General features: G+C 59.4%; 15 protein-coding genes. 10 read left to right on the forward strand and 5 right to left on the reverse strand.

The genetic code is table 11. The annotated features are described in order from the left end of the window. Positions 1 to 50 precede the first annotated feature (50 nt). The 5 genes from G9E11_RS17075 to G9E11_RS17095 form a co-directional block, all read right to left on the reverse strand. Positions 51 to 1,688, reverse strand: a complete 1,638-nt coding sequence (locus G9E11_RS17075) for an NERD domain-containing protein (protein WP_246469003.1) — start codon at positions 1,686 to 1,688, stop codon at positions 51 to 53. A gap of 187 nt (positions 1,689 to 1,875) precedes the next feature. Continuing rightward, positions 1,876 to 3,414 carry a TY-Chap domain-containing protein gene (locus G9E11_RS17080; protein WP_190607880.1) on the reverse strand — a complete coding sequence of 513 codons (1,539 nt, stop codon included), beginning with the start codon at positions 3,412 to 3,414 and terminating at the stop codon, positions 1,876 to 1,878. Positions 3,415 to 3,451: 37 nt separating this feature from the next. Next, a complete protein-coding gene (locus G9E11_RS17085; RefSeq protein WP_190607882.1) occupies positions 3,452 to 3,625 on the reverse strand; it encodes a sigma factor-like helix-turn-helix DNA-binding protein in 174 nt (57 codons plus the stop codon). A gap of 77 nt (positions 3,626 to 3,702) precedes the next feature. Further along, the gene (locus G9E11_RS17090; RefSeq protein WP_190607884.1) at positions 3,703 to 5,178 is read right to left on the reverse strand and encodes an ADP-ribosylglycohydrolase family protein; all 1,476 of its coding nucleotides are present in this window, start codon (positions 5,176 to 5,178) and stop codon (positions 3,703 to 3,705) included. Beyond that, the gene (locus G9E11_RS17095) at positions 5,175 to 6,137 is read right to left on the reverse strand and encodes an ARPP-1 family domain-containing protein (RefSeq protein WP_190607887.1); all 963 of its coding nucleotides are present in this window, start codon (positions 6,135 to 6,137) and stop codon (positions 5,175 to 5,177) included. The genes G9E11_RS17090 and G9E11_RS17095 overlap by 4 nt, the downstream gene beginning before the upstream one ends. 93 nt (positions 6,138 to 6,230) lie before the next feature. On the opposite strand from G9E11_RS17095, the gene G9E11_RS17100 reads away from it, so the two are divergent. The 10 genes from G9E11_RS17100 to pglZ all read left to right on the forward strand — a co-directional run bounded on the left by G9E11_RS17100 (position 6,231) and on the right by pglZ (position 22,754). Beyond that, a complete protein-coding gene (locus tag G9E11_RS17100; RefSeq protein ID WP_311764400.1) occupies positions 6,231 to 6,899 on the forward strand; it encodes an NUDIX hydrolase in 669 nt (222 codons plus the stop codon). A gap of 188 nt (positions 6,900 to 7,087) precedes the next feature. Continuing rightward, positions 7,088 to 7,801: a TY-Chap2 family putative peptide chaperone gene (locus tag G9E11_RS17105; RefSeq protein WP_190607891.1), complete on the forward strand. Its 714-nt coding sequence runs from the start codon at positions 7,088 to 7,090 to the stop codon at positions 7,799 to 7,801. Continuing rightward, a complete protein-coding gene (locus G9E11_RS21700; RefSeq protein WP_422652888.1) occupies positions 7,801 to 8,433 on the forward strand; it encodes a DUF7255 family protein in 633 nt (210 codons plus the stop codon). Before G9E11_RS17105 ends, G9E11_RS21700 begins: the two co-directional genes overlap by 1 nt. Positions 8,434 to 8,534: 101 nt before the next feature. Continuing rightward, complete coding sequence (locus tag G9E11_RS17110) at positions 8,535 to 11,654, forward strand: DEAD/DEAH box helicase (protein ID WP_194718322.1); 3,120 nt, start codon at positions 8,535 to 8,537, stop codon at positions 11,652 to 11,654. 223 nt (positions 11,655 to 11,877) lie between these two features. Next, positions 11,878 to 12,069, forward strand: coding sequence for a helix-turn-helix domain-containing protein (locus G9E11_RS17115; RefSeq protein ID WP_190607895.1), 192 nt, complete (start codon positions 11,878 to 11,880; stop codon positions 12,067 to 12,069). Then, a complete protein-coding gene (locus G9E11_RS17120; protein ID WP_190607898.1) occupies positions 12,066 to 12,686 on the forward strand; it encodes a DUF1819 family protein in 621 nt (206 codons plus the stop codon). Before G9E11_RS17115 ends, G9E11_RS17120 begins: the two co-directional genes overlap by 4 nt. Continuing rightward, the gene (locus tag G9E11_RS17125; protein WP_190607900.1) at positions 12,679 to 13,290 is read left to right on the forward strand and encodes a DUF1788 domain-containing protein; all 612 of its coding nucleotides are present in this window, start codon (positions 12,679 to 12,681) and stop codon (positions 13,288 to 13,290) included. The genes G9E11_RS17120 and G9E11_RS17125 overlap by 8 nt, the downstream gene beginning before the upstream one ends. An 8-nt stretch (positions 13,291 to 13,298) precedes the next feature. After that, the gene (gene brxC / locus G9E11_RS17130) at positions 13,299 to 16,814 is read left to right on the forward strand and encodes a BREX system P-loop protein BrxC (RefSeq protein WP_190607902.1); all 3,516 of its coding nucleotides are present in this window, start codon (positions 13,299 to 13,301) and stop codon (positions 16,812 to 16,814) included. Further along, positions 16,814 to 20,278, forward strand: coding sequence for a BREX-1 system adenine-specific DNA-methyltransferase PglX (pglX, locus tag G9E11_RS17135; protein WP_190607905.1), 3,465 nt, complete (start codon positions 16,814 to 16,816; stop codon positions 20,276 to 20,278). Before brxC ends, pglX begins: the two co-directional genes overlap by 1 nt. Next, positions 20,271 to 22,754 (forward strand): BREX-1 system phosphatase PglZ type A, encoded by a 2,484-nt coding sequence (gene pglZ, locus G9E11_RS17140; protein ID WP_190607907.1) that lies wholly within the window; start codon positions 20,271 to 20,273, stop codon positions 22,752 to 22,754. The genes pglX and pglZ overlap by 8 nt, the downstream gene beginning before the upstream one ends. Positions 22,755 to 22,856 lie beyond the last annotated feature (102 nt).

A 22,856-nucleotide genomic window follows, 5' to 3' on the forward strand; every position in this document is an offset into this window, starting at 1 on the left:
AACTGGACCGTCCGCCGTCGTGCTCGCCCAAAGGGCGGTTACCAGCGGTCTCACGCCGAAGGAGGCCACCACGCCTGTGCCCTGGACAGTGCCAGTTTCAGCTCCCGGCCGCCGGCTTCCTCCAAGAGGGCGCTGTCACCAACTACCACCAGCAGGCTCCTCGCCCGGGACAGGCCGACATAGAGCTGCTCCGCTGCCCGCTCCATATCCTTGAACCCATTGACGCACAGCACCACAACGGACCGTTCCAGGCCCTTGAATCCCAAGACATGGCCATAGAATTCTGCTTCGCCTGCATGGAACTCGCGCCAGTATTCTTCAGTGGCGCCGCGCTCGAAGAAGTCCAGATGAACCGGATGCCGCTCCTTGGTGGTCAGAAGCGCAATGTGGTTGTTAGCCCAGCCCTCAGCGATGAGCGCGTCAACGCAGTCCCCGCCGACGTCGAGCGCCTCGTCCGTCGGGCAATCCACAAAACGGACAGGCAGGCCCGTGCTGCCGCGGGGGGTGAAGTGCTCTCCGGCAAGGGGCTTGAACGTTTCCGCGATCTTGCGCGTGTTGCGGAGGTTTTCGTCGATGTGGATGGGCACGAAGCTTGCAGTGGGACCAAAGGTGAAGTCCGCCGTGGCCCCGCCCCACCTGCGGTAGACGTCCTGGCGGTCGTCCATGAAGGCATACACTTCACCGCCGTCGGAATCATTGGTACAGGCAAGCAGCGCATCCCACCACAGCGGCGCGAAATCCTGAGCTTCGTCGACGATCACGGCATCCAGGCGCTCATACGGCTCCATCGTTGCCGCCAGTTCCTCAAGCAGGCGGGGCATCTCCACGTCGAAGTAGTCCTGCCCGGAACCGTCGGGAACGCCCAGCCTCCGCACGTATTCGTGAAACTCGCCGGTGAACACGGGCTTGGCCTGGCGCCAAGTGGAAACGCGGTCCTGCAGATACTGTCCGAGGCCCTTGTTGTAGCAGAAGAGACCGACGCGTTTGCCCTGCCTGCTGAGCATGCGGGCCTTTTCGACGGCGAGCCACGTCTTGCCGCTTCCTGCTCCGCCGGTGAAGCGGACGCGGTTCAGCGACCGGGTGGCCTGAAGCAGCACAGCCTGCCGCTCGGTGAGGTGATCCTGCACGTCTTCTGCTTCTTGCGGATCCGTGGAATCAGTGGACCGAGTGTTCAGGTCCCCGCTGAGGCGCTTGAGGATGCGATCCATGAAGGACGGCGCCAGCGAGTTGGTTCCGCCGCCCTCGCGGTTGATCGCCTCACGGACCAGTTCCGCCGGCGATGCGACGTCAGTCTGGCCAAGGACCAGCGTCCGCGGACAGCCGGCCATGTCCCAGTCCTGGCGCACCGGGGTGTACGGCAACGCAACCATGTAGGCGAAGCGGCTGGTCAGGGGTGTACCAAGCTGCCTGCCGATCCAGTTCTTGAAGGCATGGAGCGACCCCTGGGACTGGGCGACGGGACTTAGGATACGGTGCTTCCCGCTTCGGTCGGACTGGTACCACTGCCCGTTGTCGATCGAGACAAGCCCGCCCTTGACTTCTATGGCAGCCATCCCGACGCCGGGCCACAGCACCAGCAGGTCGATCTCATGCTCGCGTATTCCGTCCCGTACCTGCACGGAATGGGCCAGCACGCAGTCGTCCGGGAGGCTGTTCCGCAGCGCTTCCCATACGGCCTTCTCGGCCATTTGTCCGTCGCCGAACTCCGGTTTCTCCGGAATACACCTCACTGTGCCCCCATTCTCATGCATTGTCCTTTCGGTCTTTCGCGGATGCAACGTCAATCAGGCGCATATCGCGCTCCGCCCAGTCACGAAAGATTTTCAGCTAGGCCTTCAGTCCGGCCACAACTATCGTCCTAATTTCGCGGTTTATTCAGCTGGCATTTCGCACGGTCTGAACCACTCCTCTAAGGGCAGCGTCCACCGTCACGCCGCCGGCGGGGGCGCAACCAACCGGTACGTGCCCGACGCTCCACACCAGCTCGCTTGCCTCCACAGGTACGCGGCCGAATCGGATTCCATTGAGGATTTGGGCAGCGGCCTCAGTACGGGGCACGCCCGCCTTGTGCCAGTTCGCGTTATTTTCGTTTGGAGCCGACCAGCCGTCATCGGACAAGCGATGCGTGCTTAGGCGCCATTGGTGCGGGGTCAGACCGGCATCCGAGACAATTTCGCAGTAGACCCCTTCGGACCCAGTCGTTGCACGTGCGTAAGGAGCGGGCTGTCGACCTGCGGGGGTGGCGTACCGTATATGCAGAAAAGAATCGGCGGGCATAGCTTCAACGAGCTGGCCTATGAGTTTCCCGGCGGCCCGCCAGTCGTTGTCCAGGTTCTGCTCCCATTCCTCCAGCTCCTCCAACGTTCCCCAGCCGGAATCGTAGTCAACGTACTCAGGCTCCCCGTCGTCTGGTTTCGTTTCCTCCTGGCTCTCCGGCGGAAGGACGGATTCCAGCGCTGCAGCCCAGCTCCCATAACGGCGGATCAATTCCACCGCTGAGGGGCATTCGTGACGTATCGCCGTTTCGGCAATGACCCAACGATCGTAGATTTCGATGTCCATCGGATACTCGAATTCCATGCATTCTTCGGTATAGCCGTCGAGGGCCTCAAAATAATCGAGCTCGCTGAAACGGTCCTCGCCGGAGCCAAGGTGCAGACCCACTGTTCTCAGTGCTACCTCCCAGAATCCATGACCGTACCGTCGTCGGAGGATGGATGCTGGAACCGGCCATGGGTCATCGGGGTCGTTTGTGGCTGTGACCCGGCGCCGGGAGTGCGTTTCGACTGTCGCGTCGTAATCGGCGTAGGCGAGTGTCGTGATCGTTCGGGCCCGGATCGCGAGTGCCGTTGTTTCTATGACTGCCAAGATCTCAGCGAGGCGCCGGTAAGGGAGGGCCGGGTGCAAAAGCTCCCTGAGTTTGGTTACAGCGTTCAGTGAAACCTTGCCCAGCGCGAGCTCGTAGTCCGGTTCAATTCCGTGATACTTGCCCGTGATGTAGAGCAGACTGAGTTTGTCGCCCAGCCGTCGCGGGGGGAGGCGTTCTTCAAGTTGGCCTCCCGGGACACCCGGAATGTGCAGCAGTTCGACGGCGATGTCGTTATCCACATTGATGCCGAGGGCTGACAGAACTTTCGGTATGTCTTCCCTGGAAATGTCAGCTGCATACAGCCTTTCGACCATATCTTCGTGGCGAGCGAGCGCCCCGGTGGTGGCAAGGCTTCGCCGTTGAATAGATCTTGCCCGCTCGAGGTCGTCTCCGGAATCTGACTGGTCGGTAATCGTGTAGGAGATGTCATTGACGCTGCCGCCAAATGCTGCCGCGAGTGTTCGAAACGGATCGCCGCTCCGATAAGCCTTCCTCAACGCGTCGGGATCAACGAACCAGCCGGGTGGAGGAATAATGCCACTCATGACAGGGCCTGAATTAGTTGCCTCCATGACATCCTTTCTACTTCTGAACTGAACGGACAGCGTCTAGCCATGTCCCGTCGGTGATCTGACGGACGCGCTCGCGGGTGACGCCGAAGCTCTGCCCGATGGCGTCGAGGGTTTCACCGTTTGAATAGCGCTCCACCATCGCGGCGTCTCGCTGCTCCCGGCTGAGTTCAGGAGTTGTTGTCATGGTCACATTCTTACCAGTAGGGTCGGACAATTTCGCAACTGTGATGCAGGATTAGCTGCCGCGCCGCCGGCTGGGGTTTACGGACGGCCCAGCAGCTGCATGAACAACGGGTTCGGTCGCGCTCCAGGCAGGACCCGCCGCACGTCTTCCAGCGCTCGCAGCGGGGACAGACCCGCCACCTTCGCCCCGTACAGGGCAGCTACTGTCGGCGTCCGGGACTCCGCCCGCACACAGTGCAGCAGGACCGTCTTGCCTTCCGCCCGGTAGCGTTCGACGGCGGCCGCCGCCTCGCGGAGCACGAAGCCCGGATGGGCGTTGGCCCCGGCATCAAAGGAATCGATCACCCAGAACGTCGCATGGTCCGCAGCGGCGACGCCGGGAACGTCCTCCTTGCCCAGCCGGCACAAGGACACCACCGCGTCGATCCCCAACTCCGCCGCCCGGGCGACGGAACGCACCCCGCCCAGCCAGACGCCGTCGTCGTGCGGGTGCCGGACCAGCGCATCAGTTCGTCCCAACGTGCTGTAGTCGTGCGTGACCGCCCGCGGCCAAGAATCAACGAGACGGCCGCCACCGGCGGCGAGCTCCATGCCCAGCATCATCAGGTCCCTTGCGCGCAGTCCCGGCCAGCCGTGCAGGTGCCGGCGCCACTCGAACGGCACGGCCGAGTAGCCGTAAGCGGCGCCGAGCAGTCCGCCGGCGATGGCAGCGACCGTATCTGTATCGCGGCCGCCCCAGACGGCTTCCTCCAGGGCAGCCCGGAGATGCGCGGGGCCAGCAGCCGAACCGGAAGTGAAGTGGATGGCGCTCCACGCTCCCTGGAACGCCTCCACAACCCAGCCGTTGCGGGCGAAGTCCCGCGGCCGCGACCGCTCGGCCGCCTCGATCCGCTCCAGCCAGAGGACCGCACGCCCCGCAGGCAGGAAAACAAGCCCCGCCCGCACGTCCAGCTCGCCGGTGAGCACCGCCTGCCGGATGGCGACGCACCACAGGCCGCAGGCCTCCTGCGCGTCGGGATCGGTGTGGGTCAGGGCGCTGACCGCCGCGGCCCCGGCCATGAGTTCCTCCGGGTCCCGGTCCAGGTAGGCCAGGGCCAGGGGAGCGGTGCGCATGAGCGAGCCGTTGCCTGCGCTGCGGCCGGTGCGGGCGTGGAACGAGGCGGCTGCGGAGCTGAAGTCTGCGGCGTTCACGTCGCTGCGGCCCGCCGCAGTGGCTGCACGGCGCGCCGCGGCGATGACGGCGCTGGTCTGCGCCCCCACGTCCTTGGCGTCCGCCGCCCACGCCGCCCAGGCCCGGACTGTCCCGTCAAGCGGGGGAGGGGAGCCGGGTGCCGCGAGGGAGTCAAGGAACGCCTCAGCGATCGCGACGGCCATGGACGTGTCATCGGTCCATTCGGCGGGGGCGAAGCCGAACGGTCCGCCGCCCTTCATGCTCACCGGGGTTCCGTCCGGCAGCGGGGCGCCGAATTCGTAGCCGGCGCCGAGGGCGTCTCCCGCGGCGAGGGTGACGAGGACGCCGGCGGCGCGGTCGTTCTGTACTGAGTTCAGTTTCATGCGATCTCCATCAGGGGGTGTTTGGTGTTCCAGCCGGTTAGGTGTGCCAGCTCGGGTTCGCGGCGGGGGAGTTCGACGGCGATGCCGGCCGCCGCGACATGTCCTGCGGTTCGGTTGATGTTCCGGCTGCGCAGCGCGCCGTGGTTCCGGACCTCCAGCGCCGGCAGGCCGCCGTCGAACGGTCCGAACTCCAGAGCCTGGACCGCGGCGGCGAAGTCGCGTGCGCGCTGGCCGGGCATCGGCCCGGAGGCCATCACGTGCGGGGGAAGGAGCTCCAGGTCGAGCAGCGCGGATTCGACCAGCTGGCGGTAGTTCCGGCGGAAAAGCGTGTGGGTGCCGAAGACCTCCAGCAGGAGCGGCCGCGTGCCGAGCCCGATCACCACGCCGCGTTGGCCTTCCAGCGGTGCCGGGGCGTCGGAGAATCCGAAGCGGTTCTTCGCCCGCGGCTCGGCGGTGAACCGGTCCATGTGCTCGAGCAGCGAGCTGGTCACCGACCGGCCCCGGGCGGCGTCGAAGCGGCTGACCCGGTTCCAGATACGGTGTTGGCGGTCGGCGCCGCCCGGGTCGGCCGGCGTGGCGACCAGCTCGGACCGGACGTTCAGCGGGGCGCGGCGGGCCTGGCGGCGGTGGCTGTGGATGCCTTCCCAGCGGCCGGCCTCCACACAATAGGTGTCGATGTCGCGGGTCTCGCCGGGGCCGAGGACGACGTCCCGGCCGCAGGTCCGGTGCTGCTGGCCGCCCTCGAGCAGCTCGCCTTCGAGCAGCAGGGCCGGGCGCGGCCCGTTGTTGGTGACGGTGAGCCGGGGAACCTGCGGGCCACTGGCCAGTTCGGTGACGGCGACGTCGGCGTGGGTGCCGGTGCTGATACCGAGCTCGCCCGCACCGCCGGTCCACACCGGAAAGAGGGTGATCGGGCCCAGCGCCGTGCCGACCCCGACGTGGAGCTGTTGAACCTTCATGATGAACTCCAGAATCTTTAGCTCGGATCTGAGCTAATTAAGATCAGTATGCACCGCTTGAATCTTTTGCGCAATACTGAGATAAATAGTTCTGTGAAGACCTCGAAGGATGCCCCCACCACCTCCCTGCTCGACTACCCAAGGCCGTCGGTGGCGGTGGACACCGCGGTGCTGACCGTCGCCGATGGCCGACTCCAGGTACTGCTGGTGCGACGCGGCAAGGAGCATCATCACGGCGAGTGGGCGCTGCCGGGCACCTTCCTGCGCGAGCGGGAGAAGCTGGCGGACGCGGTGCTGCGGTCCCTGCGGGAGAAGGCGGGGATTTCGGGGCAGGTGCCCCGGCAGCTGCAGGTCTTCGACGACCCGGAACGGGACGATCGGGGCTGGGTGCTGTCGGTCGCGCACGTGGATGTGGTGCCGCTGGCAGAGTTGGAGGACGCGTTGGAGTCCGACGGCGTCCGGCTGGCTTCCGTGGTGGGGGAACCGAAGGTGGTCGCCGGGCTGCCGTACGGGCATGCCGAGATTGTGGCGAAGGCGGTGGAGTGGCTTCGGGATGCTTACGCGGAGGCCCCGGATCCTGGGACGCTGCTGGAGGAGCCGTTCACGCTGAAGGAACTGCGGGACCTGCATGAGGTGGTGGCCGGTGCCTCCCTGATGCGGGACACCTTTCGGCGGTTCATGGAGCCGCAGCTGGCCGGAACGGGGCAGATGTCCGACGGGACGCGGGGGAGGCCGTCGCGGTTGTGGCGGCGGAGTGCGTAGCTTTGCCCGGGCTAGTACCGATTCAGCTTGTTTTCGGGAGACAGGGTAAGTTTATCGCGGTTGCTTTCTCCCCATAGCGGGGAACGTATATCTACTATTGCAGACATGTGACATACCGCATATTCGCAATCTATGCTTTCACAAAGCCTGGATCCGGCCAAGAGACGATTCTGAAAGGTGGACTGCTTATGCAGTCATCGCTAAACAAGAAGACCCGAACGGCGCATTCATGGTGGTTGGCCTCGGAGATAGTTCGCCGACACAAGGGGCTCGAACTGCTCACTTGTATCTCTACGCAGGGACTAGACGAAACACTCGGAATTTTCGAGCGTGAATCGCAGAAGTTGCTCGCGTTTCTTTCCGACGAGGACCCTAAGCGTGCGGTAGTGGATGGCGGCTCGAAGCCGGCTTGGGGCTTTGCATGGAAACAGATTCTAGAGCTGACTCCTAAGGAGGCGGTGGCTGCGATCGAGGGGGCTATGGGCCGCTATTCTCCCCACCACGCACTTGAAACTACTGAAGAAGCCCTCGTTTACAGACTGATTGCCAAGATTATCGGAGACAGCATCTGGTCCAAGGACACATGGTGGGCTGTTTCCGGCGGAATGTACGATGCCGAATCGAAATCTGTATCATCTACTGATTTCTTGGATGAATTTCCAACAGCCCTGGATAAGCATGAGTCCCGTCATGGGCGACACGACTTCGGGCCGGCGGCTGCAGGATTTTGGGTGTTGAGCAAGAACGGTTCTCAAGTGTGTGCCCTAGACCGAGACGCTTTTCTTCACTTTTCGGACGACCGGCCTCCCCTGTCTTTGATGGCGCACTTCAACCTCCTTGGTAGAAACCTGAATTCGCTGGCGGTGAGTATGCTGGCGACGCTCGCCAAGGTAGGCAGCTGATGGGTGCACGGGAAGTCGCGCTATCTGCCCTCCTCCAGGGAAGGCACGGACAGCAAACAAAAATCCCGCGCGCGAGACTGACGGACCTCCCTGCAGCGGTTCAGCGTGAACTTCTGCGGCTTTATCGACACCTTGGCGGTGTTCTCGACTTTCCAGTTTTGGCGCCCGGTGACTGGGATTACGCCTTCGCTGATGGATTGCTCGTTGAACTAGATGAGGATCTGCACTTTAACCGTTATCGAGCTTTGACACTGGACGTACCGTGGTCCCCAGCACTTCCGTGGACGACGGACTACCATCGGTACTGTCTCGACGGTGAGAGCATGTGCAGGAAAGCGGGCCGACTCGGCGGGAAGTGGTCGTCTGCATCCACCGTCAAGATGTTCGGGACAGGTGGTTCTCCTGGAGAACTCGCCTCCGGAGGCGCTCCAAGGTGGAAACAGCGGGCTCTCTACGATGCCATCAAGGATGCCTTCGCGGTACACAGCCGCCACCACCGCCTGGCGCGGTTGTCCATCCACGACGTCATAGCCGGCGTCAGTGTGAATGATCTATTGACCGGAAAGAGGGGAGTCGCGGAATCCGCTCTTCATGAATTTCTCGCCGCTCGAACAACTGCGGTTCGCCCCTAAAAGTTTTCTCCGTGGCCCTCGTCGCGAAGTCCCGGGCCAGGACCGTTGTGCCGTACCCTGGCGCAGTGACTAATTTCATTGGGGGAGGGGCGGCGGACCAACTGCCCGAGGGGCTGTACGAACTGCTGAACACTGAGTCGCTCGGCATACGTTTAAACCGAGCGGCTCAATTGCAGCCAATTTTCGCGGATATCGGCTCGGATGACAGCCCGGACGTCCTCTCCCGCCACGTCGCGGACGCTGTTCGTCAGGCTCTCGTAGCCGCCAAACCCAGTGAGCGCGTAGCCCTCGTAAACAAGCTCCTCCAAGAGGTAAAGCACCACGACCGTATCGGGGAAGGTCCGACCCAACTCCACGGTCTCCACCGCCCTGACACGCTAAAGCGCAGGCAGCTTCGCCGTCCCTCTACGAAGCTTTCAGACAGCGCCCTGCTAACGAACAGCAAGGACGAGCCGAACCTCGCCGCAGAGCTACGTACCGAGATCGAATCGGCAGACACCGTCGACCTGCTATGCGCTTTCATTCGTTGGACGGGGCTGAGGCTCCTTGAGCCAGCCCTGGAACAGCTGAAGGACCGCGGCGTCAAGCTTCGCGTGATCACCACCACTTATATGGGTGCCACAGAGCGCCGGGCGATCGATCATCTGGTCCAGCGCTACGGCGCGGAGGTGAAGATCAGCTACGAAACCCACTCAACCCGCCTGCACGCCAAAGCCTGGCTTTTCCGCCGCAACTCGGGCTTCCACACTGCCTACGTCGGCAGCTCCAATCTCAGCAGCGCCGCCCTTCTGGACGGGCTGGAATGGAACGTCCGTCTCAGCTCTGTCGCCACACCGGACCTGCTGAAGAAGTTCGAGGTAACCTTCGACAGCTACTGGGAACAGCGTGCCTTCCACAGCTACGACCCGGCCCGGGACGCGGACAGGCTGGACGCCGCCCTTGCGCGCAACGGCGGCAAACTCACAGCTGCGCCGGATGCCGCAACCGGACTTGAAGTCGAGCCCTTCCTCCACCAGGTCGAGATGCTTGAAGACCTCGAAGCGGAGCGGGACAAGGGCCACCACCGGAATCTGCTCGTTGCCGCCACTGGCACGGGCAAGACGGTCATCGCAGCCCTGGACTACAAACGGCTGTGCGAAGCGGCGGGCAGGGAGCTGAACCTGCTCTTCGTGGCACACCGGCAGGAGATCCTCAAACAATCGCTGCGCACCTACCGCGACGTGCTGCAGAAGGGTTCCTTTGGAGAATTGTTCGTCGGCGAGCACAAACCAAAGGACTGGCAGCACGTTTTCGCCAGCGTCCAGTCCCTCGCCGCGATGGGCATCGACAAGATCAAGCCTGAGGACTTTGATGTTGTCGTCATCGATGAGTTCCACCACGCCCAGGCACCCACCTACCGGAGCCTCATAGACCACCTCCAGCCAGAGGAACTTCTCGGCCTGACAGCTACACCTGAGCGCGGCGACGGCGTCGACGTTGCCAAGCAGTTTTTTGATGGGCGGCGGGCCAGCGAGCTGCGGCTGTGGGACGCTCTCGACGCAGATCTGCTCGTGCCCTTTCACTACTTCGGGGTTTCAGACGATGTCGACCTCAGCCGCTTGGAGTGGAAACGCGGAAGTTATGACGTCGGTCAGCTCGACGCCCTCTACACCGGCAACGAGGCCCGCGCCGGCAAGGTGATCAGGGAGCTGCGGGACAAGGTCACCGGCACGGCCGAGATGCGGGCCATTGGCTTTTGCGTCTCCGTGCAGCACGCCGTCTACATGGCTGAGGTCTTCAACCGGGCGGGGATAGCCTCCGTTGCGGTTTCGGGCAAGACGGACGACGCCGAACGCGCCCTCGCGCTGCAACGGCTGCGGTCTCGCGAGATCAACTGCATCTTCGCCGTCGACCTGTTCAACGAGGGTCTGGATCTGCCCGAGGTGGACACCATACTGCTGCTACGACCCACACAAAGCGCGACGATTTTCCTCCAGCAGCTTGGCCGCGGGCTTCGGCGCGCCGGCGACAAGTCCGTGCTCACGGTGCTGGACTTCATTGGACAGCAGCGCCGTGAGTTCCGCTTCGACCTGAGGTACCGTGCCCTGACTGGCTACGGCCGCAAGGAGCTGGAGAAGGCTGTGGAGGACGAGTTCCCCTTCCTTCCGTCCGGCTCGCAGATCGTGCTGGACCGGGTGGCGCAGGGTGTGGTGCTCGAGAACATCAAGGCGCAGCTGCGGTTCAACAGGGCTCAGCTGGTACGGGACATTGCCTCGTACGCGGAAACAGAGCTGGAAGCGTACCTGGAAAAATCTGGCAGTGAGCTGAAGTCCATCTACCGTTCCACGAAGGACTCCTGGACCGGTTACCTCCGCCAGGCCGGGCTGATCGAGGGCTATTCCCCGCTCGAAACAGTCCTCAGCGGGATAATCCATGATCTGTCGGACGACGCCGAGAAGAAGCTGCTCGCGCGCATGGTCCGGCTGATTCATGTGGACGACCCAGAGCGTGCGGATGCTTATTCCATGCTTGTTAGCCCAGATGCCCCCAGTTATGCGCAGCTTGGCCCGCGAGAGCAAACGTTCGCCCGCATGCTTTTTTACACGCTGTGGGATGACGGCGGCGGTTTTCAGACGTACGATGCCGGCTTGAATCATCTGCGCGGTTACCAGTTTGTGTGTAGAGAAATCCGCCAGCTGGTGAAGCTGGGAGTGGCAGCATCCAAGCATACCGCCAAGAGCCTGGGCGCGGGGTTACAGCACATCCCGCTGCTCACCCATGCCACGTATCGGCGTGAAGAGATCCTCGCTGCCCTGCAATACGGTTCACTGGCGCTTGGCAAGAACGTTCAGCATCGCGAAGGCGTCGCCTGGCGCCCGGCAACGGCCACGGATGCGTTTTTTGTGACCCTGAACAAGGACGACAAGAACCACTCGGCCACGACGATGTACAAGGACTACGCCATCAGCCCCGACCTGTTCCACTGGGAGTCGCAGAACGCGACCTCGCCCAGCAGCCCTACAGGCAAGCGGTACCTGGACAGGCTGAAGCACGAGTCACACATCCTCCTCTTCACCCGTGACACCGCCGAGGACGAGACGGGATTGACTGTTCCCTACACGTGCTTGGGTCAGGTGGACTATGTGCAGCACTCCGGCGAGAAGCCGATTGCCATTACTTGGAAAGTGCAACGCCCGATGCCCGGAGATGTATTCGCTAGTGCGGCGGCCGTGGCGCAGTAAGGACGTGAGCCCGGTCGACGAAGCAGGGTTGTATCTGCAACCTGTCCTTATCCCGGGTAGTCGCGGAGCTCTCAAGGAACGAAGGGATTCTCCAGCGTTATTCGTGGGGCTTCGTTATTCGTTGGGCTTCGCGTGCAAGAGCTGTGGGGAGCGGAACGACCAGCCAATCAGACTTCGTCCTATAAGATCGGGCCTATGCCGCAAACAACCGAGTCGCGTTCCAATGGCTGAGCCCTGGTCGTCCGTCGATGACGTGGCCGAACACCTCGGCGTAAGCAAAGACACCGTTTACGCCTGGCTCGCGAAGCGGGACATGCCGGCTCACCGCGTCGGCCGACTCTGGAAGTTCAAGCTCAGTGATGTAGATACTTGGGTCATTGCCGGCGGGGCGGCCGAAGGCGGACTGTCGGATTGAGAGAGACGGAACGCTATAAGCTCTCGTTTACAACGGGGGGGCTCCTAGCCAACGAGTGCCGAGTAATCGCTGCGGAATATCTGCGTTTGCGCGACTGGAAAAAGGCGAGAGCTGCCGTGAGAGCAGACAACCTCATCCAAAAGCCCACGGCTTCCGCGGTCTTGCGAATCAGCCGAGAGGCGATGGACCGTGTCAGTATGCTGAGCGACTCGGAACTGGAAATCATAGTCAGCGGCAACGCGGCCGAGCGCCATCAGCTCGTTTGGCTTGCGATCTGCCTCCAGTACAGTTTCGTGGCTGAGTTCGCTGAAGAAGTAGTTAGGGAACGGTACCTGTCTATGAACTGTCAGCTTGGACCTGAAGACCTTGACACCTTCTTCGTCAAAAAGTCGTTCTGGCATGGTGAACTCGAGGAGCTGAAACCCTCTACGAAGAACAAGCTTCGCCAGAATCTGTTCAGGATGCTCAGAGAAGCGCAGATAGTGTCAGAGGCAGGCCTTATCCTTCCTCAAGTGATAGGAGGAAGGGTCGTGACAGCATTACGCCGACGCGGCCAGGGATCGTTCTTGGTCTACCCAATGAGGGACTTCGAGATTGAAGGTTTGATGCATGCATAAGAAGGTCTCAGATATGCCGCTTGCGAAGCGGGAGGAACACCTGCTCAGGGCGCTCACAAGCCGACGCTTCCTTGAGAACAAAGTGCCCGGGAATGAAGTCCCTTTCTTCATCTGTCCTTTCGCTCCAGCTGAGGCTCTCGCCATGGAGGAAGTTCAGAAACGCCTTCAGAACCGCCTCAAGGTCGAGGGCATCGAAGTTCTGGAGATCAATCTCTACGACCTCACAGTGGAGATTCTTCAGGACCGAGACTTGTGGGACAGCGTCTTGGAAATTGAGCCGCAGCACACCAAGGACGAGTTTCGAGAGCTGTTTCAGCAGGTCTTCGATCCCGCGCATGAGCTCGCTCCGCGCGTAAGGGAGAAGCTCACGTCGCCCCACGACATCTTTTTCCTTACCGGGATCGGTGAGGTCTTTCCCTACATACGATCCCATACCGTGCTGAACAATTTGCTGAGCATTTCGAAAGACAAACCGATGCTGATGTTCTTCCCGGGCGAGTATCGTCAATCAGCTTCTCAGGGATCCTCGTTGGTGCTCTTTGGGCAGCTCACAGATGACCAGTACTACCGCGCGTTCAACATCTTCGACTACCACGTTAACTAGGGGGAACAATGAAGCTTCATGACATTTTTGCCAAGGATATTTCACGAACGATTGAGGGCGTCGTCAAAGCCGACGACGAGTCCCAGATTGGCACCGAAGTAAGTGAATACGTTCTCACCAACGAGGCCAGTCAGCGCATGGAATCCCTCCTGGATGCCTACAACAACTATGCGGGTGCGAACGGCGCCTGGGTTTCTGGGTTTTTCGGGTCCGGAAAATCACACATGCTTAAGATGTTGGCTCACCTACTCGGCGACGTCGATGGGCAGAAGGTATCGCGGGATCAGGTAGTGGGAAGTTTCATCCAGAAGACTGACGGCAACGCGATTCTGCGTGCTGCCATCGAGAAGTCCCGGCAGATTCCGGCTAAGAGCATCCTTTTCAACATCGACCAAAAGGCGACGTTGCAGAGCAAAGACCAGCCCGATGCGTTGCTCAGCGTCTTCGTCAAAGTTTTCAACGAGTCCTGCGGTTTCTACGGACAGCTTGGCCACGTCGCGAAATTCGAGAGGGACCTCGTTAAAGAGGGGCTCTTTGAGAGCTTCAAGTCCGCCTACCAAGAGATCTCCTCCAGGACATGGAACGAGGGGCGTACCCTCGGCATCCTGCAAGAGGGCAATATCGCCAAGGCCTACGCGCGGGTGACGGGCCAGGACGAAACAGCGCCTACACAGATTCTTTCGAAGTACCGGGCGGATTACAGCGTTTCTATTGAAGACTTTGCAAATGACGTCAAGGAATGGCTGGACAGCAAGGAGGGCGACTACCGCCTTAACTTCTTTGTTGACGAGGTCGGACAGTTCATCGCTGACAATACAAAGCTCATGCTCAATCTCCAGACTGTCGCTGAGACCCTCGCTACCAAGTGCAATGGACGCGCCTGGGTGTTGGTTACTTCCCAAGAGGACGTCGACGCCGTCATCGGCGACCGGACTAGCAAGCAGGGCAACGACTTTTCCAAGATCCAGGCACGTTTCAAGAACCGTGTCAAGCTCACCAGCGCAGATGTGGAAGAAGTCATTCAAAAGCGCCTGCTGGAGAAGACCGCCACCGGATCGGTCCATCTCGGCGGCATTTACGCGGCCGAAGCCAATAACTTTAAGACGCTCTTTGATTTCGCTGACGGTTCGCGTAAATACCGCATCTTCAAGGACGAGGAACATTTCACGTCCAGCTATCCGTTCATCACGTACCAGTACACGCTGTTCCAAGACGCGCTCAAAGGGCTCTCTGCTCACAACGCGTTCGAGGGAAACAACCTGGCTGTCGGAGCCAGGTCGATGCTCGGTGTCTTCCAGGATGTCATCCAGCAACTGAAAAACACTCCGGTGGGCGAGCTTGCGACCTTCGACCGGATGTTTGAGGGAATTCGGCACTCCCTGAAGTCGCAGCTTCAAGGTGCCATCATCACCGCTGAGGATCACCTTAGCCAGCAGAACCAGTTTGCGGTCCAGTTGCTCAAGGCGCTCTTCCTGGTGAAGTATGTGCCGGACTTTAAGGCGACGCCCCGGAATCTCACCATCCTCATGTACAGCAAGTTCGGCTTAAACATGGTCGAGTTTGCGAACAAGGTGAAGGACGCGCTAAACCTGCTGGAGCAGCAAACGTATATCCAGCTCAATGGCTCGACTTATGAGTACCTGACGAGCGACGAAAAGGACATCGAGCAGGAGATCAAGTCGGTTGAGCTTGACTCGAACAAGTTCGGGTCGGAGTTTGCAGGGTTCCTGACCGGAGACATCCTGAAATCATCCAAGGTTCGCTACGTCTCAAACGGGCAAGACTTCCCGTTCGGTGTTCGTCTCGATGACGGCCCGTATGGCCAGCAGAAGGAGCTGACTCTCCATTTCATCAGCCCGGAATATGAGTACGCTGATTCGCTTGAGACCCTGAAGGCTCACAGCTCTGGCAAGGACGAGCTCCGCGTAGTCATCGCCGACGACGGTCGGCTTATGGCTGATTTGCGGCTGTACCTCAGGACTGAGAAGTACCTCAGACTGAAAAGCTCCAGCCAGCAATCCGACGCCGTGCGGCACATTTTGGAAGTCAAAGGGCGGCAGCTTGCGGAGCGGCGCAAGGAAGTGGTTGGGCGCCTTCGGAGTCTGATTGCCAAGGCGACGCTGGTAGCCAACGCTTCGGAAATTGGAGTGGCGTCAGAAGACCCGGCAGCGAGAATTGACCTTGCATTCCAGGATCTCATTGCCCGGACCTATCCGATGCTCTCGATGCTTGGAAGCACTAAATTCACCGATGACCAGATCCAGAAGAACCTTAGAGTTCTTGATGGTGCGCTCGAAAGCGATGCCGCACAAATGGTCTCGGCAGGTGAGCAGGAAATCCTGAACTGGATCACTCTGCAGAATTCCCAGGCGGCTAAGGTCACTGTGAAGTCGGTCGATGAGCACTTTATGCAGAAGCCGTACGGGTGGTCGACCGTTGCTATTCAGGTGCAGCTTGCAAAGTTGATAGGACTAGGCAAAGTTGCCGTGAGCCGTGACGGCGTGAAGCTAGCACGCACGGAGGCCGGGTCAGATCTGAAAAACACCGCGCGTTTCCCCGTCCTCGTTTTGACCGTTCCGGTTGCTTACCGGTCGGCAGACGTCCGCGCGTTGGCTGACTTCTATAAAGACTTTTTCCTTGAACCCCAGCCGACCGCTGACGCCTTGGAACTGGCCGCAGCCACCAAAGCCCGTTTGCAATCCCTACACGACAAGCTCAAGTCCGACCAGTCGTTGTTCCAATATCCGTTCATGGACTCTCTTTCGGCGGCTGTAGAGGCGCTGGCCAAGGTGTGCGGTCAAGCCGACGATTGGTACCTCACCTCATTCCGCGCCCACATGGATGAGCTGCAAGACTTTAAGTCGGATCTGATCGACCCCATCGAAAGCTTCCTTAACGGACAGCAGAAGAAAATATACGACGACGCTGCAGCCTTGCTAAGGGGCGAGCAATCGAACATGGCGCAGATTGAGTCAGAGCTGCCCGGGCGCATTGAGAACCTCCTGGATGATCCCACGATCTTCCGCGGCGGAAAGATGCCCGCGCTAAACACCCACGTCCAGCAGCTGCGCTCGGCACTGGAAGCGGCCGTCAGCGCAGCGCGTTTGGCTACCCAGCAAGCTGTCGAAAAGGCAGCCTCGGCGGTCACCGCCAGCGATCACTTTGAAAAGGCAACAGCGGAGGCTCAGGCTACCGTTCGCCGTCGTGTCCAGAACTTCAAAGACGGGATTGCGACGGAGAAGCAAATTGTCACTCTAAAAGGCAAAGTGAGCGCTTTCCATGATGACGTCAAGCCAGCGTTATTCCAGATCTTGGCCCAGAAACCGGTGCAGGAACCCTCTGAGGGGACACCAGGTGAAAGCGGCAATCCCCAGACGGAAGTGAAGATCGTGTCCTTCGGATCACTGGAACTAGACTCCGACATCCAGCTTATTGAAACGGCGGCTGACATCGAGGATTTCGTAGATGCCATTCGCCGTGCCCTGACAGCAGAAATCACTAACGGAACCAAGGTGACCCCCTAATGGATTTGTCGTTGTTGCGTGGGTTTGCTGCGGGTGTTCGGGTTGAGTTGGTGGGTGTTGTTGGGGCTCGGTTGGCTGGGGTGTTGTTGCCTGGTTCTGTGGAGCGTGTGGAGTTTCCTGAGGCGGTGCGGCGTCTTGAGGGTGTGATTGCGCGGTTGGGCCGTGATGTTGTGGTGGATCAGGTGGCGTATACGTGGTTCAACCGTTTGGTGGCGTTGCGGTTTATGGACGTGAATGGTTATACGGGTGTGGGTGTGGTGTCTCCTGCCGGGGGTGCTGTGACGGGGCAGCCTGAGGTGCTGGCCGATGCGAAGGCCGGTCATGTTGATGCTGGTGTGGTGGGGGAGAAGGTCCGGGACCGTGTGATCGGTTTGTTGTCCGGGTCGGTGGTGTCCCGTGATGGCCAGGGGGAGGCTTACAAGCTTCTTTTGGCTGCGTATTGCAATCGTTGGGCGGGCCCGATGCCGTTTATGTTTGAGCGGTCGGGGGATTTCACGGAGTTGCTGGTGCCGGACGATCTGCTCTCGGAGCGGTCGATTGTGGCCCGGGTTGTGCGGACGCTGACGCCGGAGGCGTGTGCCGATGTTGAGGTGATCGGTTGGTTGTACCAGTTCTATATTGCTGCGCGGAAGGATGAGGTTTTCGCGGGGTTTAAGAAGAACAAGAAGGCCACGGCGTTGGAGATCCCGGCGGCGACTCAGTTGTTTACGCCGCACTGGATTGTGAAGTATCTGGTGGAGAACTCGCTAGGCCGGTTGTGGCTTTTGAACAACCCGGGCTCGGAGCTTGCTTCGCGGATGGAGTATTACATTGCTCCGGTGGAGCCGGAGACAGACTTTTTGAGGATCAGTGGTCCGGAGGAGTTGAAGGTTCTGGATCCTGCGTGCGGGTCCGGGCACATGCTCACGTATGCGTTTGATCTGTTGTTTTTGATGTATGAGGAGGCCGGGTACGCGCCGTCGGATATTCCGGGGCTGATTTTGAAGCACAACCTGTTTGGGGCGGAGATTGATCCGCGGGCGGGTGCTTTGGCGGCGTTCGCGCTGGTGATGAAGGCTCGGGGCAGGCAAAAGTCGTTCCTGAACCCGGGGAAGGGTGCGGAGCCGAACATCTGCGTCCTGGAACCGGTTCATTTAACCGCCGACGAGCTGGACACCCTGCTGACACGGGGCGGGGATAAGCATGCGGAGACAGTGTTTTGGCAGGCGTTTGAGGAAGCGGATACGTTCGGGTCCCTGATTCGCCCGAACCAGGACCTCATCGAACCGTTGAAGGCGCATGTGGAGTCGCTGGGGGAGGCGCAGACGCTGTTCGGTGGGGATGTCCTGGAACGTGCCGGGAAGGTGATCCGGCAGTCGGAGTATCTCTCGACCCGGTATCACGTGGTCGTCGCCAACCCCCCCTACATGGGCTCCGGCAACATGGGACCCAAACTCGCCGAGTTTGCCAAACGTGAATACCCCGATTCGAAGTCCGACCTCTTTGCCATGTTCGTCGAAAGGGGGCTTGAATTTGCTCAAACATCGGCATACTCGGCAATGGTCACCATGCAATCCTGGATGTTCTTGAGCTCCTATCGAGAGCTCCGGGAGAAGTTACTCCTTGCCGCCACACTTCAGTGTCTTGTTCACATGGACAACATGGTCATGGGGATAGCGTTTGGGACTGCTGCCAGTGTATGGACCAAGTCCGCTGTCCCTTCATTGCTGGCAGACTTTCAATTTGTCACTCTCCGCGATCTGGATGGAGGAGCGCCACGGGTCTTCCCGGTCGCAAACGAAAGGGCCAGTCAGAAACGTTCTAGTGATTTTGATGCAATTCCCGGGAAGCCCATTGCATACTGGCTTCCACCCGCCGTGATGCGCGCCTTTGTTGACTTTCCTCCGCTGTCAGATCACATCGTGGTGACGGGAGGGATGACCACCGGTAACAATGACCGTTTCCTTCGTAGATGGTTCGAGGTTTCTGAGCGAGATTCTTTGACAAATGCGACCAACGAAACTCAGGCATTGTTAAGTGGAAAGAAATGGTTTCCCTACAATAAAGGCGGCGAATACCGTAAGTGGTTTGGAAATAGGGAATATTACGTCAACTGGATGAACTCGGGTGCCGATATTTTGGACACCGGAAGGGCATATCCACGCAGTCGAAAGTTTTATTTTAGGCCCTCTCTTACGTACACGGCAACAAGCTCATCTTATTTTGGTATCCGGTATTCCGAACAAGGTGCCATCTTCGATGCTAAGGGCTCGTCATGCTTCGCCTCCGAGGACGAAATTTTTGGGCTCTTGGGTTACCTCGCATCGAAACCGGTTACGTATCTGCTAAAGGCAATTAATCCGACGATTGAGTTCCAGACGGGTGACATTTTAAGGCTCCCTCATATTACGTGCGGAAATGAGAAATATGCTCGTGATCTGGTCCAGTTGAGTCGTGATGACCTAGCTCTAGATGAGGTGGATCGTTCCTTTCGTTCCCCAGGTCTCCTAATCAGTCCGGATAGGAATCGATCCGTGCGCTCCGCTGTCGATGAATATGCTCAGTTCTCTGATCAGTTAACTTCGACATACTTGGATCTGGAACAACGCAATAATGCCGCGGTGGCGCAGGCGCTTCAACTTGACGGCTCAATCGATATCGAAGTGGCGCGGCATGAAGTAACTTTGTCTTGCAACCCCGCTTTCAATTTGGGAAAGAATTCTACCGAGACTGAGCGAAACGACTTCGTCCTGCGCCGCTCGATACAGGATCTCGTTTCATACTCTGTCGGTTGCATGTTCGGCAGATACAGTCTTGACATTCCTGGCTTGGTTTTGGCAAACCAGGGTGACACGTTGGCGGAGTATTTGGCGATGGTGCCGTCGCCGTCGTTCATGCCGGATAAAGACAACGTGCTGCCGGTGCTGTCTGATGCCTGGTTTGAGGATGACATTGTTGAGCGGTTCCGTGCCTTCCTGAAAGCGTCCTTCGGTGAGGAATACTTTGAGGAGAACCTTCGCTTTGTCGAGGAGTCCTTGGGGAAGGATATCCGGAAGTATTTTGTGCAGGACTTCTATAAGGACCATGTACGGCGGTACAAGAAGCGTCCGATCTACTGGCTGTTTTCCTCGCCGAAGGGTTCCTTCAATGCGCTGATCTATATGCACCGGTACCGGCCGGACACGGTAAGTGTGGTGTTGAACGATTATCTGCATGAGTTCCAGGCGAAGCTGCGGGCCCGCCGGTTGCATGTGGACCAGGTGGCGTCGTCCGCGCTGTCGTCGGTGAAGGAGCAGACGGTTGCCCGAAAGGAATCCGAGCAGATCGGAAAGGTGCTGCTGGAGCTGGAGGAGTGGGAGCAGAACGTGCTCTACCCGCTGGCAACGGAACAGATCGAGATAGATCTGGACGACGGGGTGAAGGTCAACTACCCCAAATTTGGAGCGGCACTGAAGAAAATTGTGGGACTGGAAGCCAATGAGTGAGATTCACCAGCACCTCAGCGCGGCACTTAAAAAATCCCGTATTGTCGTGTGGAACGATCCCCTCGGAGAGTTCCAAACGGACTTCGCAGCGTTCGAAGAGGACGGGGTTGAAAAGCGCGAGATCAAGAACGACGAGTTCGCGCGGAAGTTCGAGGCACTCCGTGGAAACCCCGTGCCACGCTATGTCCTTTATCGAACCGGGGATGTGAAAGAAGGGATAGACAACTGGCTGTTCGACGTTGAACTTTTCTACGCAAAGTTCAGTGCCAACAAGATCGACCTCGCCGCGGATGTCAGCGGCCTGCCGGCGGAGCTTAGGTACCTTGTGTCAGAGCACTCTGCCTTCTTCGCCGATGATACGAAACGGCGGACACTGAAAGGCTTGCTCGGAGGTAAGGATTCCACTGTTGATGTTAGAGCAAAGATGCTGGCCGTCTGCTGCAACGCTTCTGACCATCGGTTGGACGAGATTGTTGGGAGCCTGCTGGAGGACTCTGCTAAAAATAAGGACGGCCGGATAAAGGCAATCGCGGAATGCAATCTGACTGGCTTCCTCTTCGATGGGCTCCGGACGATCTACGGTTACGAGTCGGTTGAACCAAGTCTGGAGGACTTCGCCCTCTGGCTCTTCAAATCCACCCTTCCTGGCTTCGAGCCCGAGAACGCGCAGCGGGCCCGAAATGCGCGGTTGTTCTTCAGCGCCTGGAGCCACGATATACGCCACGCCCAAACCTTTGCCGCGCTGTCGAGCAACGCCTCGAACGTTCTCCAGGTCGAGAAGACCATCGAGAGCACCCCCTACGACGAGTTGCTCGAAAATCTGGCTTTCGAAGTGGCCGACCAGAAGATCCTCTCGGAGACTGCCCGTTTGGCCGCTGACAAGGGCCTCAACAGTAAGGATTTTGCTAACGTCCTGCGCCACCGCCGGCGATCACTCTGGTGGCAGGAATACCAGGACGTCTACCTCGCTATCGAGATCGGCGTCGCCCTCCTTGAGGAAGTTGACGCTCTCCAGCTGCAAATCAACTCCTTCGACGATGGACTGACAAAGTACTCGCAGACCTGGTGGCAGATCGACAGCCTGTACAGGCGGTTCATCTACCGTGTGCGTAAGACCGATTTCAGCAAGCCTCTTGAGAAGCTTCGCGACGTCGTCGAAAGCCACTACTCAAACAAGTTCCTGATTCCACTGAACGACTCGTGGCAGGTGCGTGTTGACGCGCTGGAACAGTGGCAATCTGCCGTCGTTCCATCGCAGCGAGACTTCTTCACAAAGTATGTCCGGCCGCAGCTGACAAAGAAGAACAAGGTCTGCGTCATCATTTCCGACGCCATGCGCTACGAAGTCGCGGAAGAGCTCGGCTCCCGTATCCGCCAAGAAAACGGTTACGATGCCGTCCTGGAAGCTCAACTCGGCGTGCTTCCGAGCTACACCCAGCTGGGTATGGCGTCATTGCTGCCGCACACGAAGCTTGAACAGCAAGCCGGAAAGAACGCTTTAGTGCTCCTTAATGGCGCACCATCCGGCGGCACGGAAAATCGTTCCCAAATCCTGTCGAGCATGGCCGGCAAAGCCGTCAAGGCAACCTCGTTCGTCGACCTTACTCGGGACCAGCAAAGGGAGCTCTTCAGGGACAACCAGCTCGTTTACATCTACCACGACACGATTGACCACACCGGCGACAAGCTCGCTACTGAAACCTCGGCGTTCCAGGCAGCAGAGCAAGCATTGGTTGACCTGGTTTCCCTGGTCAAGAAGGCGGCCGGCGCGAACGTGAGCAATATGCTGATTACCGCGGACCACGGGTTCATTTATCAGGACAAGCCCGTTGAGACCAGTGACTTCCTGTCCGAGACTCCTCAGGGAGACGAATTTTTCTTCGAGAACCGCCGGTTCGTGCTTGGCCGAAACCTCAAGCCTCTGCATGGACTCCGGACCTTCACTTCCGCGCAGCTTGGTCTCGAGGGAGACATTGAAATCCAAATCCCGAAGTCGATCAAAAGACTGAAACGTCAAGGAGCCGGCGCTCGTTTTGTCCATGGCGGCGCGTCCCTGCAGGAAATTGTTGTGCCCGTCTTGCGAGTCAATAAGAAGAAGGCAGGTGACGTGTCACTCGTCGACGTCGACATCATGCAGGAAAAGGACTCGATTACAACCAACCAGTTCGTGGTCGGTTTGTTCCAAAAAGATGCCGTCAGCGACAAAGTCCAGGCGCGGCAACTGAAGGTGGGCCTATACTTCGGCGACCGGCTCATCTCGAATGAAGTCATTCACGATTTCGACCTGACCAGCCTCGACAAGAGGGAGCGGATGGTTTCTCTCCAGCTCGTCTTGAGTAAGGACGCTGACGACCTAATGAAGGAAAACGTCGAGCTACGGCTCATGTCCAAAACCCCCAAGACCACACACTGGGGCGTTTACCGATCAAGAACACTCAAGCTCAGCCGCTCGTTCACCAGTGACTTCGATTTATAGGGGATAGGAATGGATTTGTCGTTGTTGCGTGGGTTTGCTGCGGGTGTTCGGGTTGAGTTGGTGGGTGTTGTTGGGGCTCGGTTGGCTGGGGTGTTGTTGCCT

Source organism: Arthrobacter ipis, assembly GCF_014694315.1.
Lineage (GTDB): Bacteria > Actinomycetota > Actinomycetes > Actinomycetales > Micrococcaceae > Arthrobacter > Arthrobacter ipis.

Coding starts and splice junctions, on each gene's coding strand:
- pglX (WP_190607905.1), top strand. CDS start 16,814: ATGGATTTGTCGTTGTTGCGTGGGTTTGCTGCGGGTGTTCGGGTTGAG.
- G9E11_RS17115 (WP_190607895.1), top strand. CDS start 11,878: ATGGCTGAGCCCTGGTCGTCCGTCGATGACGTGGCCGAACACCTCGGC.
- G9E11_RS17095 (WP_190607887.1), bottom strand. CDS start 6,137: ATGAAGGTTCAACAGCTCCACGTCGGGGTCGGCACGGCGCTGGGCCCG.
- G9E11_RS17125 (WP_190607900.1), top strand. CDS start 12,679: ATGCATAAGAAGGTCTCAGATATGCCGCTTGCGAAGCGGGAGGAACAC.
- G9E11_RS17085 (WP_190607882.1), bottom strand. CDS start 3,625: ATGACAACAACTCCTGAACTCAGCCGGGAGCAGCGAGACGCCGCGATG.
- G9E11_RS17075 (WP_246469003.1), bottom strand. CDS start 1,688: ATGGCCGAGAAGGCCGTATGGGAAGCGCTGCGGAACAGCCTCCCGGAC.
- G9E11_RS21700 (WP_422652888.1), top strand. CDS start 7,801: ATGGGTGCACGGGAAGTCGCGCTATCTGCCCTCCTCCAGGGAAGGCAC.
- brxC (WP_190607902.1), top strand. CDS start 13,299: ATGAAGCTTCATGACATTTTTGCCAAGGATATTTCACGAACGATTGAG.
- G9E11_RS17090 (WP_190607884.1), bottom strand. CDS start 5,178: ATGAAACTGAACTCAGTACAGAACGACCGCGCCGCCGGCGTCCTCGTC.
- G9E11_RS17105 (WP_190607891.1), top strand. CDS start 7,088: ATGCAGTCATCGCTAAACAAGAAGACCCGAACGGCGCATTCATGGTGG.
- pglZ (WP_190607907.1), top strand. CDS start 20,271: ATGAGTGAGATTCACCAGCACCTCAGCGCGGCACTTAAAAAATCCCGT.
- G9E11_RS17080 (WP_190607880.1), bottom strand. CDS start 3,414: ATGAGTGGCATTATTCCTCCACCCGGCTGGTTCGTTGATCCCGACGCG.